The 12,124-nt window shown below is 35.7% G+C and carries 13 protein-coding genes and 1 tRNA gene; 9 read left to right on the forward strand and 5 right to left on the reverse strand.

Going from position 1 to position 12,124, the window contains the following annotated elements:
- Nucleotides 1-4 precede the first annotated feature (4 nt).
- Nucleotides 5-982: a 2-hydroxyacid dehydrogenase gene (locus tag ACMAZI_RS11800; protein ID WP_115361572.1), complete on the reverse strand. Its 978-nt coding sequence runs from the start codon at nucleotides 980-982 to the stop codon at nucleotides 5-7.
- Between the two features lie 270 nt (nucleotides 983-1,252).
- Here ACMAZI_RS11800 and ACMAZI_RS11805 point away from each other — a divergent pair, with 270 nt between their 5' ends.
- The 3 genes from ACMAZI_RS11805 to ACMAZI_RS11815 all read left to right on the forward strand — a co-directional run bounded on the left by ACMAZI_RS11805 (nucleotide 1,253) and on the right by ACMAZI_RS11815 (nucleotide 3,482).
- Nucleotides 1,253-2,035, forward strand: coding sequence for an ion channel (locus tag ACMAZI_RS11805; protein WP_115361570.1), 783 nt, complete (start codon nucleotides 1,253-1,255; stop codon nucleotides 2,033-2,035).
- Nucleotides 2,036-2,083: 48 nt separating this feature from the next.
- Nucleotides 2,084-2,986 carry a DUF4421 family protein gene (locus ACMAZI_RS11810; RefSeq protein WP_158536859.1) on the forward strand — a complete coding sequence of 301 codons (903 nt, stop codon included), beginning with the start codon at nucleotides 2,084-2,086 and terminating at the stop codon, nucleotides 2,984-2,986.
- Nucleotides 2,987-3,053: 67 nt separating this feature from the next.
- On the forward strand, nucleotides 3,054-3,482 hold the full coding sequence (locus tag ACMAZI_RS11815; RefSeq protein ID WP_115361566.1) for a thioredoxin family protein: 429 nt from the start codon (nucleotides 3,054-3,056) through the stop codon (nucleotides 3,480-3,482).
- A gap of 379 nt (nucleotides 3,483-3,861) precedes the next feature.
- On the opposite strand, the gene ACMAZI_RS11820 is transcribed toward ACMAZI_RS11815, so the two are convergent.
- Nucleotides 3,862-3,938: transfer RNA gene (locus ACMAZI_RS11820), tRNA-Asp, on the reverse strand.
- A gap of 180 nt (nucleotides 3,939-4,118) precedes the next feature.
- Between ACMAZI_RS11820 and ACMAZI_RS11825 the strand changes: the two genes are divergently transcribed.
- Nucleotides 4,119-5,189, forward strand: coding sequence for an SO_0444 family Cu/Zn efflux transporter (locus ACMAZI_RS11825; protein WP_334678902.1), 1,071 nt, complete (start codon nucleotides 4,119-4,121; stop codon nucleotides 5,187-5,189).
- A gap of 22 nt (nucleotides 5,190-5,211) precedes the next feature.
- Here ACMAZI_RS11825 and ACMAZI_RS11830 read toward each other — a convergent pair whose 3' ends face one another.
- Nucleotides 5,212-7,344, reverse strand: coding sequence for a phospholipase D-like domain-containing protein (locus ACMAZI_RS11830; protein WP_115361562.1), 2,133 nt, complete (start codon nucleotides 7,342-7,344; stop codon nucleotides 5,212-5,214).
- 9 nt (nucleotides 7,345-7,353) lie between these two features.
- Complete coding sequence (locus tag ACMAZI_RS11835; protein WP_115361559.1) at nucleotides 7,354-8,637, reverse strand: hypothetical protein; 1,284 nt, start codon at nucleotides 8,635-8,637, stop codon at nucleotides 7,354-7,356.
- 252 nt (nucleotides 8,638-8,889) lie between these two features.
- Here ACMAZI_RS11835 and ACMAZI_RS11840 point away from each other — a divergent pair, with 252 nt between their 5' ends.
- Nucleotides 8,890-9,342, forward strand: a complete 453-nt coding sequence (locus ACMAZI_RS11840; protein WP_115361557.1) for a hypothetical protein — start codon at nucleotides 8,890-8,892, stop codon at nucleotides 9,340-9,342.
- A gap of 43 nt (nucleotides 9,343-9,385) precedes the next feature.
- Here ACMAZI_RS11840 and def read toward each other — a convergent pair whose 3' ends face one another.
- The gene (gene def / locus ACMAZI_RS11845) at nucleotides 9,386-9,898 is read right to left on the reverse strand and encodes a peptide deformylase (RefSeq protein ID WP_120404231.1); all 513 of its coding nucleotides are present in this window, start codon (nucleotides 9,896-9,898) and stop codon (nucleotides 9,386-9,388) included.
- Nucleotides 9,899-9,947: 49 nt separating this feature from the next.
- On the opposite strand from def, the gene ACMAZI_RS11850 reads away from it, so the two are divergent.
- Genes ACMAZI_RS11850 through ACMAZI_RS11865 form a run of 4 tightly spaced genes read left to right on the forward strand, consistent with a single transcriptional unit; the run spans nucleotide 9,948 to nucleotide 12,091 of the window.
- On the forward strand, nucleotides 9,948-10,415 hold the full coding sequence (locus ACMAZI_RS11850) for a low molecular weight protein-tyrosine-phosphatase (RefSeq protein ID WP_115361553.1): 468 nt from the start codon (nucleotides 9,948-9,950) through the stop codon (nucleotides 10,413-10,415).
- Nucleotides 10,405-10,896 (forward strand): transcription elongation factor GreB, encoded by a 492-nt coding sequence (gene greB / locus ACMAZI_RS11855; protein ID WP_412474140.1) that lies wholly within the window; start codon nucleotides 10,405-10,407, stop codon nucleotides 10,894-10,896. Before ACMAZI_RS11850 ends, greB begins: the two co-directional genes overlap by 11 nt.
- 1 nt (nucleotide 10,897) lies before the next feature.
- Nucleotides 10,898-11,272 (forward strand): DUF6165 family protein, encoded by a 375-nt coding sequence (locus tag ACMAZI_RS11860; protein ID WP_115361549.1) that lies wholly within the window; start codon nucleotides 10,898-10,900, stop codon nucleotides 11,270-11,272.
- 27 nt (nucleotides 11,273-11,299) lie between these two features.
- Nucleotides 11,300-12,091, forward strand: coding sequence for a class I SAM-dependent methyltransferase (locus ACMAZI_RS11865; protein ID WP_115361547.1), 792 nt, complete (start codon nucleotides 11,300-11,302; stop codon nucleotides 12,089-12,091).
- Nucleotides 12,092-12,124 lie beyond the last annotated feature (33 nt).

Below are 12,124 nucleotides of genomic sequence, written 5' to 3' on the forward strand. Positions count from 1 at the left end.
GGCCCTATATTGAGTATTCAAAATTTTGACTTTCAATTGAATTAATACTTTCAAATGTCGTCTGAGCAATATTTGTTAGGGCCTCGTGAGTTAGAAAAGCTTGATGTGACGTAATAAGGGTATTTGGAAAAGTCATTAATCTTGCAAGATCATCATCTTGTAAAACATCCATTGAATGATCATCAAAGAATAGGTTTTCTTCTTCTTCGTAAACATCTAGGCCTGCGGCCAAGACCTTCTTTTCTTTTAAGGCCTTTATTAATGCTTTTGTATCAACCAATCCACCTCGGCTTGTATTAATGAATACGACACCATTTTGCATCTTAGAGATACTAGAGTCATTGATAAGATGGTATGTATTATTGTTTAGAGGAATATGAAGTGAAATGATCTTTGAAGAAGCTAGAAGTTCATCAAATTCAACATAGCGAACTCCCAGTTCTTCTAATTCACTGTCTTTACTCAAGTCAAATGCTAAAACCTTACAGCCAAATCCTAGAGCAATCTTAGAAAATGCTTTTCCTATTTTTCCTGTTCCAATAACACCAATAGTTTTTTGATATAAGTCAAAACCAACTAGGCCATCGAGATTAAAGTTATTTTCCCTAACTCGATTATAGGCTTTATGAGTCTTTCTATTCAGAGTTAAGATCATTGCCATTGTATGTTCGGCGATGGCCTGTGGTGAATATTCCGGAACTCTCGTTACAGGAATTCCTTTTGATTTTGCGTGACTAAGATCAACATTATTAAAACCTGCACATCTTAGAGCGATAAGTTTAATTCCAAAATCACTTAGTTGATCGATTACATCTTTATTCACTTTATCATTTGTAAATACACTAACGACGTCATGACCTTTTGCAAGAGTGACCGTATCAGAATTTAGTGGGCCACTAATAAAAGTAATAATGTGCTCATTTGCATAATGTAGTAAGTATTCTTTTTCAAAATTGTGGGCACTAAAAACAATTATTTTCATAATGATCTCATCGTTGGTGGTACTCTAAATACTATCATTTGAAATAAATATTGTGCAAACTCAAAGCTTTTCATATTCTTTAATACCTGAGTAATTAATAATCAATTTACTCAAAGCGACATTGCTTAATAGAGAATATTTATATTATGTTTTTTTAAAATTGAGCATATAGCTGTTATAATCCTTAAATGACACATGTCTAAGTTAAATAAGGTAGCGCTGCTTAAAAAGGAGTAAAAAATAAAAATAAGAAAACTAAAGCTAGGAAGTATGCGAAAAGACTTTTATTTTCATCTTCTCAACACAAGTTGGTTGAAGCTGGTTCTTATTGTTTTTATTCTTTATTTTATCGGAAACGTTTTCTTTGGACTGCTCTTTACCCTTATCCCAAACTCAATTGGTGGAGAAACACCTAGTTTTGAAAAGGCTTTTCACTTCAGTGTTCAAACCATGTCCACAATTGGTTATGGGGCCTTAAGTCCTACTGGTACACTTGCAAATTTCCTCGTCTTAGTAGAGTCATTTATTGGAATAATTGCAGTTGCAGTTATGACTGGTATTGTCTTTGCAAAACTTAGTCGCCCAAAAGCGCGAATTCGCTTCTCAAAGAATGTTCTTATTACAAAGCATGATGGAATTAGATCTGTATGTTTAAGAATTGGGAATACAAGAGGTAATGATATTGTTGAAGCAAAGGTTCACCTTTCTGCTCTCTTTAATGAAGTCACATCTGAAGGTGAGAAGGTTAGGCGTATCTACAATTTAGATCTTAAGCGTGATTATAGTCCTTTCTTTCGATTAAGCTGGCTCATTATTCATCCCATTAGTGAAACAAGCCCTTTATTTGATTACGAGAATTCAGAGCATAAGCTAGTTGGACTCATGCTAACAGTAACAGGACATGACGGAACATATTCAACCACTGTTTATGATCAGCATCTCTATGGTAGAGAGGATATCGTAAAAGATAAGTACTTTGTGGATATTATGAAAGAAGTGACGACAAATACTTACAGAATTGAATACGAAAAATTTGATACATTAAAAGATTGATCTCTTTGCTTATTTAAAATACGCCAATAATTAGAAGGAAGAATTGAAGTGGTTGGAATTGTTTTTGCCTTGGCCATCATAACGGCAATATGGGGGGATCAAATCCATCCTCCAAAAAAACTCATTGAAAGTGTTGAGTATTCACTTGATTTTGCATCACTTAATCACACTCTAGAAGTTGCAGATGAAGTTATCGAATACCAACCAACAGGTCTTTCGTATTCTTCGATTCGTCTTTCCCATAAAGACTTCACAATCGGTGTTAGTTTACAAAATCCAATTAGCGAAGAAGATAAAACGAAGTCAAAAGGTGAATCAAATGCCACAGATATCCAATTATCTTCGACATGGGGAAGGGTTTACTATGAACTATTCTATCAAGATTACAAAGGCTATAAGATAGAAGGCTCAGACGACGGTATAAGGTCAAATATTTCGAGCTTAAATTATGGTGTGACAGCAGTTTATTTCTTTAATAAGTCCTTTCGGCCAGCAACTCTATTTGGCCATACTGAGAAAAACCGCTCTCCTCAAAAGTCATCAATTATTGAAGTTAATATCTCTGATGTTAAATTTGAAAGTAATGAAAGTTTAATACCTACTGAGCTTCAACCCAAATTTAGTGGTTTTGGGGAAGTAACAAGAGTCGACGCTACTCAGTACGCACTCTCTTATGGTTATACGAGACAATTTCAACTATCTAATTTCTATCTTCTATTGAAAGGGACAATTGGTTTAAATATCTCTGATCTGAAATTTAAAAACTCCAATCTTAAAGATGATGTCACTATTGGTACGGCCATTGGAATTGGTGGTGATATTGGTTATGAGTTCGATCAATCTCTTTTTGGAATTATGATAAATAGTAAAAGGTTATCTAATACGTCCGACTATAATACTTATTCCCAAATTAGATCCTTCGGTTCTTTGTATTATCGATTCTTCTTTTAATAAATATTTGACTTAAATCAAATATTTTTAATCCAGACTTTGTTATAATGAAAATAAGGAGTATGAAATGAAAAAGATAATTCTTTGTGATTCATGTGGTGCAATTAATCGAATTGATAATGATAAACTTCAATCATCTGGTGCCGTTTGTGGAAAGTGTTCAAAAGATTTAAACACCAGTGCAAAGGTTACAAGTATCTCCTTTGAAAAACTAGAAAAGATTATCAAACATGCACAACTACCTGTCTTTGTGGATGCCTATGCTGACTGGTGTGGCCCATGTAAAATGTATGGCCCAATTTTCTCTGAATTTGCTCAAAGCAATTGGCGCTCAGGGGAGTTCTATAAAATTGATACCGAAAAGAATCCAATGATTTCGGTTAAGTTTGGTATTCGAGGAATACCTACAACTCTTCTCTTTAAAAATGGAAAATTAGCTCACTCTCAAAGTGGAGTATTGCAGGTCCCTCACTTGAATCAAATGTTATCGATGTAGGTTTATTAGTTGCTTTCTGAAAATGTATCGTGGGTTGCTTAGTTGGTTACCCGAAAGCTCCCGTTGTGATGTGTACTTATAAATGTAGATTGGAAATTTTGCGGGGAACCCTCTCTCCCTCGCATCGTGCTCGGTCGTCAGGGTTGCACGGCTTCAATTAGCATACTGCTTTTCCTGTAAGAAAATAGTCATTCAAAAAATGTAAGTGAGATTGCAGGGTTGGTTCACCTGACCTCCCTTCCGGGTCGGTCATGCGTTGTTCGTCGTCATTTTGCCATCGTGGCAAATGACGCCTCCAAAAAAAAAGCCGAGTGGGTTAACTCGGCTTTAATATCTTAGACTCCGAAGAGTTTAAAACTTGAATGTTACGAAATGAAAATGGCGGGAGCGAAGGGACTCGAACCCTCGGCCTTCTGCGTGACAGGCAGACGTTATAACCAACTTAACTACGCCCCCGCATTTCGTAAGAATTAATATAGGGATTTGGATCACATTCGTCAATAGAAAAAATAAAAAATTGTTCATCTTTTTTCGTCTCATCTATAAAATTTGTCTATCAACTGCCCAAAATTACGCAACTACGCAGGACGAACAGTGTTTGCTCTGCTATGATATGCTCAATAAAAGAAGGTAATTATGGGTTTTTTAACATCACTTTGGAATTATATATTAGTATCAGCGCCATTTCTTATGTTTGGGCTTCTGGCCGCTGGAATCATTAAGGCCTTTATTTCTGTTGATCGCATCAAGAAGGCCATGGGTGGAAAAGGAATATGGGGAGCTTTTAAGGCCTCTGTACTAGGAATCCCGCTTCCTCTATGTAGTTGTGCCGTAATCCCTACCGCTGCTACTTTAAAGAAGCAGGGAGCATCAAATTCTGCGACATCTGCCTTTCTTATTTCAACTCCTGAATCAGGTGTCGATTCAATTGCCATGACTTATGGAATGATGGATCTTCCAATGACAATAATTAGGCCCGTTGCCGCATTCTTTTCTGCAATGGTGGCCGGTGTTCTTCAACTTGTCTTTAAAACAGATAAATTCGTTAAAAATGAAGAGCCTGAAGTTAAGAGCTGTTGTGGAAGTAAGAAGAAGGAAGTGGCCAGTGAGAGCTTTTCAAAGAAATTAAAGGACTCTTTTAAATTTGGTTACTTTGAGCTTGTTGACGATATGGCCGTCTGGCTTGCATTTGGAATCTTGGCCGGAGCCTTTATCGACTTCGCGCTTCCTGCAAACTTCTTTGATGGACTTCACGGTTGGGCCGGAAGAGGTGCAATTCTATTAGTTGGTATTCCTCTTTATATTTGTGCATCTGCAACGACTCCAATTGCCGCATCACTTGTGATGAAGGGAATGAGTCCTGGAATGGCATTACTTTTCCTACTTGTAGGACCTGCAACTAATATCTCAAATATTCTTGTCATAGGTAAGTATATTGGAAAAAGAGGAGTGGTAATCAATGTTGTAGCAATTGCTGTTGTCGCATTAGTATTTTCATTTCTAACAGATTATCTATATCAAGCCTTCACTTGGCCATTAGACTTCAAAGTTGCTCATCATGACCACGAAGTATCAAGTTGGTGGGAGATTTCTCTTGCTGTCGTTTTTACTTTGTTGATTTTGAGATCTTTATTATTAGTAGAATTACCAAGAAGATATAAGCTTTATAAAGCTAATAAGAAACAATCAAGTAGCTGTTGTGGATAAGCAGCTACTTGATTAGATAAGATTATTTGTGTCTCTTTTCAATTCCATCTTTTGATTTGTAAACCATACTTCCAACTGCATTGATAATCGCAGAAGAGCGTTTACCAAAAGCAACACCTTGGATATTAGCTTCAAAATTTTCTATATCAAAGATTTCCATCTTTTCTGAATCGTTCCAATCTCTTTTAAAGCGCTTTTCAAAACTTAGTACTTCACCTTTATCAAAGATTTGAGCACCAAACTCTCTAAAAGATCCTTGAAGAGTATCTGGATTAATATTTGAAGATCCACCTAGAACTGTAATCCCGTCGACTGAAGTGATCTTACGATGGTTTTCTTGGTGATATTCTTTTGTTGTACCATCTGGGAAATTTGCTGTAATACCATAAGTTTTACGAGCACGAACTTCAATACCTGCATCAACAAGCCTCTTAACAAAGAGAGTATTTGGTAGCCCATTCATTCCAAAGTTTCCATTGTGGTCAATTACAAGTTTGATATCAAGTAGTGGATTCTGTCTTTTTGCCTTTATCAGTGCATCGATAACATATGAATCATACAGAAATAGCTGCTCCATGAAGATATTCTTTTCTGCTTTTGAAATCATATCAATTAAGATATTTCGAACATTTTTGATTGTTCCATCGACATCGGCTTCAGCTAGGCGAATAACAGAGTCTCCTTTCACTTCGTATTTGTCTTTTGTGATACTCATATCCTTTAGAATCTGGTCTTTTTTTGCAAGATAAGCGCGATTATCAAAGCCTTGTTCTTTATAATAAAAGCCAAGTAATTCCTTCGGGTCTTCAGTTAAGGCCGCTTCTAGATCTCGATAATATGATGCTTGAACTAGTCCGGCGGCTGCACCTGTGACATAAATGGCATCATCGTAGTAATAACCACCACTGTGGTCAGTCCAGTTCTTTGAACCAAAGTATGCTTGTGCATTTTCAGTATTTCCATCAACCACAATTACTTTTGAGTGGTCAATTTTTGATTCAAAATACGTACTACCTGACTCAAAGTATTGAATCGCTTCCTTTGTTTTTGGAATTAATTTCGTAATCCCAAAAGGAATCCCTGGAGGGTGACGTTGAATATTTGCCTGAAGAAGTGAAACATTATTTTTTAGCTCATCCTCTGTTTCAATACGCTTTTTTATATATTCAAATATAGGCATCATCTCATCGAGCATATTGTAATTTGTTGCATAGTCGTGGAGAAGAACAACTTTAAAATTAGGATTCTTCTTAAGCTTCTCTTTTGTCTGGTCAAGAAGATACTCTGAAAGAGTCGCACCTAGCGTTCCACCAAATAAGAAAATATCGATAAATACTGAATGCTCAGCACTATCAATCATATCGCGAATCTTAATATAAATTGGATCTTCTTGAAAAATGATATTTCCTGTTGGATCTTCTCCTGTTGGCATCTTGATATAATCAGAATCAAAATCTAGTTTTCCACCAGCAAAGATAACTCGTTGATTTAGCCAGTCAATTCTTTCTAGAGATCGATCATTTTCTGAAACAATTTCAGTTTTATTAGAAGGAACAAATCCCAGGGCCGAAAGAGAGTATGTATTGATATCCTTAAAATATTCATTGAAGTCAATATTGATAATTTCATTATTAGAAAGTTCTTCAATGACATCTTTTGATGTGGCAATTTTTAAAGAGTGTATTTTTAAAGTCGAAAAATAATTAGAAATAGAATTTGATGTAATACCATCTCTTGTTATCTTCTCTAATAGCTTCGCTGCTTGGGCCTTATCTTTTTCACTTGTTAATGGATTATCAATATAATCTCTAAGTATAAAGAGCTTGTAGGCCATATAGTAGTGAATAACTTCTGCTAGATTCTTCTCATTAGGATTAACCTTTGCCCAGTAAGTAACTGGCATCGCAATCTTATTTGGAAGAATCTCATCGGCTTTTTTCATGAACTTTACCGCGGATTTCTCTTTTAGCCCCTTGAGGTCTTTGAGCGCATCAAAGAAGCTTGGTGGATGAGAGTATTCTCTTTGTCCATAGAGAGAATCGTAGCTTTCAAGCATTAGCTTTTGAGATTCAATGCGATCTTTAATATTGAATTGACCAGCAAATGATTGCATCGCAAGAGCTGAAAGAATTGTACTCGTTAGAATCTTTTTCATATTCACAACCTAGTTATTGATAAATTTGCTTAAATTTAAATTCTTAATAATAAATTCTGTATTATCTTCAAGGAACGTCTTTTTTATCGCATGACGTAGCTTCATTCGTTGATCAAAATCACGAGGGTTTGCTGTTACACGACTCTTACTTGTGAATTTCTTCTCTTGATGATCGTAAACAAGCTTTTTGATCTGTCCCTTGAAGTTGGTTTTAATAGGCCCACTTGAGAAATCACCTTTGAAATTAAATTCTGATGTTTTAATATCGTTCTTCTTTTTAAAGAAAGTGAATAGTCTCTTAAAGAAGCTATCGTATTTCTTATCAAGAGAGACAATCTCACCAAAGTGAATAATTGTTTTCGTTTTCTTTGGGATAATATTTTTCAAATTGTATTCGTAGATCGTGTCAACTGTGACAACTTGAGGCATATCATTTTTTGCGTTGAAGTCTTGTTCCGTAATATTTAGGTACTTCGACTTGAATGAATCCACTTTTAAATCTGTTGGAGAATTAACTCTAAAGTACTTTCTTAAACGAAGAAATCCTTTTACACCATTCTTCTTAGGATTTGGGATTGGTTGTGAAATCTTCCAATCTGTATCAATAACTTCAGCTGCAAGGGTAATTGCACCGCCTAGGTATTGATAATCTTCATTTGATACTGGAATAGGTGTTTCAATAATAGCATTTGAAAAATTTGCATTATATTTCTTATATTCTTTATAAAGGCTTCCAGTGGAGTCAATATTTACTAGTTGGTTTGTTTGTAATTCGTCTTTATAAGTAGCGGAGTCTTTTTCATAAGGAGTAAACATAATATCAAATTCAAAGTTTGAATCGATAAGTTTTACAACTTTTATAGTATAAACAAATGTATTTAAAAACTCTTTTGTCAGCTCAGGAAGAACTTCTGTTTTAAGTGTCTTTCCTTCATCATTTCCTTTTTTAATGAGTCTCTCAAAGCCCTTTGTTAAACCTTCTGAAATGGCCTCTTTCCCATTTTCAGTAAAGTATTTAGCACCTTTATCAGACCAGAAGTCTACGCTCATCTTATAATCAACGGTTCCATTAAAGTCATCGTATATGACATAGTCTTCTAATGGATAGAGTACTTCATATTCTTTATAGTCACCGGGAGCCTTTTGTGATGCTGGTGTTCGAGGTTGATGAATTTTCTCTTTTGAATAGACGCTATCAAATTGCGACGTTGATAAGAATTGATAGGCGACAAATGCATTAACACTGAGTACACCCACTAGTGCAATAATATTTTGCTTCTTACTTTGACTCATATTTATCTCTCTTAGTTTTATATAACCCTGCTTTCTTGTCGGTTATTAAGAAAAATAACTTTAGCCAGCAATGCTAAACACTTAAAAATACTTGTTTGTCTTAGAAGCGCAGTAGAGACCGAGTTTTTACCTTCTAAAAAATGGCCAACGAATTTTACTGAATCAGCAGAAAACAAATTACCTTTAATTAAGTTTAGATTTTTTACAGAAATAGCTATCGTTATTTACAACCAAAAAAACATGGAGGAAAAAATGAAAAAGATTATTCTAAGTTTACTTTTAGCTTCTGGTCTAACTTTTAATGCATCTGCTGCTGTTGGTATGCTTTCAGGTAACTGCTACCTAGCTTACACTGGTTTAGTTGCAATGAAAGTTAGTGCAGGTTACTCAATTAAGGCAATCTTCTCAGGTGAATCAAAAGATTGGGTAAAGGCAGCTAAAATTGGACTTGCTGGATTAATCGTTCTTGATGATGAAGGACTTGCAGAGTTTGGTCCAGTTAATGGAACACTAAAAGGTGTGACAGCTGACCAAATCGCTATCTACAACTCTGAAGTTGAAGAGGCGAACCTAATTCTTGAAGAAGTCGTGACTCAAATTGATCGTGAAACTTCAGTTTCTGAAGCAAAAGCAATCTGGGCACGTTATGAAGATTCAGTATCTCCAGAAACACTAGATGTTATGAGAGCGATTGTTTCTGAATAATTAAACAATCAAAAAAAGAGGGCCCGGTTTCGGGCCCTTTTACTTACAAATTTTCTTCAAAAACTAATTGTTTTATATCTTTGATTTGATCAACGTAGAGTTTTCCAAATAAATGATCGATCTCATGTTGAAATACTGTGGCCAAAAATCCTTGTGCTTCAATCACAACTTCTTTGGCATTTTCATCAAGAAAAGATACGCGAATATGATTTGGTCTTTCTACAAAACCCCTTAGGCCTGGCACAGATAGACAACCTTCCCAATATCCATCTTCTTCTTGAGTTAAAAATTCAATTTTTGGATTAAAGATTATCATTCGTTGACTAGCTTGGGCCTCTTCATAGCGAGACTCCTCCGGGACATCAATAATTGTAACTCTTTTTGAAACTCCAATTTGAGGTGCCGCAATTCCAATTCCACCAGCAGCTTTCATCGAATCTTGCATATCTTGAATGAGCTCTTTTGTTTCAGGAGCTAAAATTTCTTCTTTTGTGAATTCTTGTGTGATCTCTCTTAATACTGGATCACCCATTGTTCTAATCTTTTGTACTGTCATGAAAAATCCTTCGATTTACTTTCACCAATGATTCTATCATAATTCTATTATGAAAATCTTATTTGTTTGTCTTGGAAATATCTGTCGTTCCCCTGCTGCCGATGGTGTGCTTGTTCATAAAGTACGAGAACAGGGGCTTGAGTCTGTAATTGAAGTGGATTCAGCAGGAACAAGTGCCTATCACGCTGGAGAAGCAGCCGATAAAAGAATGCGAGAGCATGCTTTTCGTCGCGGTTATTTACTTACGAGTACTGCCCGTGGATTTAATAAGGATGATTTTGAAAAATTTGATTTGATCCTTGCGATGGATAAGTCAAATTATCGCAATATTTTAGAGTTAAATCCAAATCAAGAGCAAAAGAAGAAAGTTGAGTTATTCTGTGATTATTGCACGGGAGAGTATGCCTCTTATGAAGAGGTTCCTGATCCGTACTATGGTGGAGCACGAGGTTTCGAAGAAGTTTTAAACTTAGTGGAAAATGGAGTCGAGGAGATCCTTAGACGCTATGGCAATTAAGAAAGATAATTACATTACACCTAAAGGTTTGAAGAAACTTGAGGATGAGCATGAGCATTTAACAAAGGTAGAACGTCCTGAAGTGACGGCCACTGTAAAATGGGCCGCTTCACTTGGTGATCGATCTGAGAATGCAGATTATCAATATGGAAAAAAAAGACTCCGTGAGATTGATCGAAGACTTCGTTTTCTCAATACGAGAATTAATGCGGCAAATGTCGTTGATCCAACTGAAATAAAAGCTGAAAAAGTACAATTTGGTGCGACCGTGACCTTAGAGGATGAGCAGGGTCGTGAGCGAAAATATTCAATCGTTGGAGTCGATGAAGTTGATACAACTCGTGGACTTGTGAGTTGGAAGTCTCCAATTGCAAGAGCAATGCTTGGAAAAGAAGAAGGGGATGATGTCATTGTTCAGGCTCCTGAAGAAGATTTTGAATACACAATTGTGGAAATTAAATATATTGATATCGAGGTGTAATATGATTATTGAATGTCCAGTATCGCTAGGTGAGCTTGTGGATAAGATGACAATCCTAAAGATTAAAACAGAAAGAATTGAAGATCCGGAGCGTGTGAAGCTAGCACAACAAGAATATGATCAATTGGCCAAACGATTAAATGAGCTCAACTTAGAAGGTCTCGATAAGTATATGAGTGAGCTTAAAGAGATAAATGAAAAGCTTTGGGTGATCGAAGATGATATCCGAATTAAAGAAAAAGAGGGTGATTTTGGTGAAGGTTTTATTTCTCTGGCACGTAGTGTCTATGTGACAAATGATTTGAGATTTAAGGTTAAAAATTCAATCAATATGAGTTACAATTCTGGCATTAAAGAAGTAAAGTCTTACAAGTAATTTTTAAAATAAAAAAGAGAAGAGAGAATGAGTAAAATTCCAACGAATTTAAAGTACGAATTGTATGAAAAGTCAGTTCAAAATCATGAAGCTGATATTGAATTTATTAACAAAGAATATAAGAAAGTTTTTGGTCGTGAGCCAAAGACACTTCGTGAAGACTTTGGTGGAACAGCTGCAATGGCCTGTGACTGGGTTAAAGAAGGTAAGGATCGCCAAGCTTGGGGAATTGATCTTGATGAAGAACCACAGGCCTATGGTATCGAAAATCATTACTCTCGATTAACTGAAGAAGAAAAAACACGTATGCACTATATTCGTGGAAATGTTCTTGATGATTATGACTTTACTGCAGATGTTACTGTTGCATTTAACTTCTCATATTTCATTTTTAAAGAAAGAAATGTTCTTTTAAATTACTTCAAACAAGTAAAAAAGAATATGGGCCCTGAGAGTATCTTCATGGTTGATATCTTTGGTGGAGAAGAATGTCGCCAAGAACTAGAAGAAGAGACTGAGCACGAAGACCATACATACTTCTGGGATTGCGATAGCTACAATCCTCTTACAGAAGAAGTACAATATTATATTCATTTTAAAACTCACCACGATAATAAGCTTTACCGTGAAGCTTTCTCTTATAATTGGAGACATTGGTCAGTTGGTGAAATTAAAGACATTATGAAGGATGCTGGTTTCGAGAACGTTGTTACTTACTGGGAAGGTGAGGACGATGACGGAACAGGGGACGGAAACTTCTACCAATCAAATGATGAAGAAAATTGTGAGTCTTGGGTGACTTATATCATGGCCTACTAAGTATTTTTAAATACTTAGGTCATGTAAATTCGA

Origin of the sequence: Halobacteriovorax sp. YZS-3-1 (assembly GCF_047084945.1) — a bacterium.
In the GTDB taxonomy this organism is placed as follows: Bacteria; Bdellovibrionota; Bacteriovoracia; order Bacteriovoracales; family Bacteriovoracaceae; genus Halobacteriovorax_A; species Halobacteriovorax_A vibrionivorans.

Bases quoted from the DNA above. Each gene is read 5' to 3' on its own strand.
- ACMAZI_RS11800 (WP_115361572.1), bottom strand. From the start codon at position 982: ATGAAAATAATTGTTTTTAGTGCCCACAATTTTGAAAAAGAATACTTA.
- ACMAZI_RS11860 (WP_115361549.1), top strand. From the start codon at position 10,898: ATGATTATTGAATGTCCAGTATCGCTAGGTGAGCTTGTGGATAAGATG.
- ACMAZI_RS11840 (WP_115361557.1), top strand. From the start codon at position 8,890: ATGAAAAAGATTATTCTAAGTTTACTTTTAGCTTCTGGTCTAACTTTT.
- ACMAZI_RS11805 (WP_115361570.1), top strand. From the start codon at position 1,253: ATGCGAAAAGACTTTTATTTTCATCTTCTCAACACAAGTTGGTTGAAG.
- ACMAZI_RS11815 (WP_115361566.1), top strand. From the start codon at position 3,054: ATGAAAAAGATAATTCTTTGTGATTCATGTGGTGCAATTAATCGAATT.
- greB (WP_412474140.1), top strand. From the start codon at position 10,405: ATGGCAATTAAGAAAGATAATTACATTACACCTAAAGGTTTGAAGAAA.
- ACMAZI_RS11830 (WP_115361562.1), bottom strand. From the start codon at position 7,344: ATGAAAAAGATTCTAACGAGTACAATTCTTTCAGCTCTTGCGATGCAA.
- ACMAZI_RS11850 (WP_115361553.1), top strand. From the start codon at position 9,948: ATGAAAATCTTATTTGTTTGTCTTGGAAATATCTGTCGTTCCCCTGCT.
- ACMAZI_RS11835 (WP_115361559.1), bottom strand. From the start codon at position 8,637: ATGAGTCAAAGTAAGAAGCAAAATATTATTGCACTAGTGGGTGTACTC.
- ACMAZI_RS11865 (WP_115361547.1), top strand. From the start codon at position 11,300: ATGAGTAAAATTCCAACGAATTTAAAGTACGAATTGTATGAAAAGTCA.
- ACMAZI_RS11825 (WP_334678902.1), top strand. From the start codon at position 4,119: ATGGGTTTTTTAACATCACTTTGGAATTATATATTAGTATCAGCGCCA.
- def (WP_120404231.1), bottom strand. From the start codon at position 9,898: ATGACAGTACAAAAGATTAGAACAATGGGTGATCCAGTATTAAGAGAG.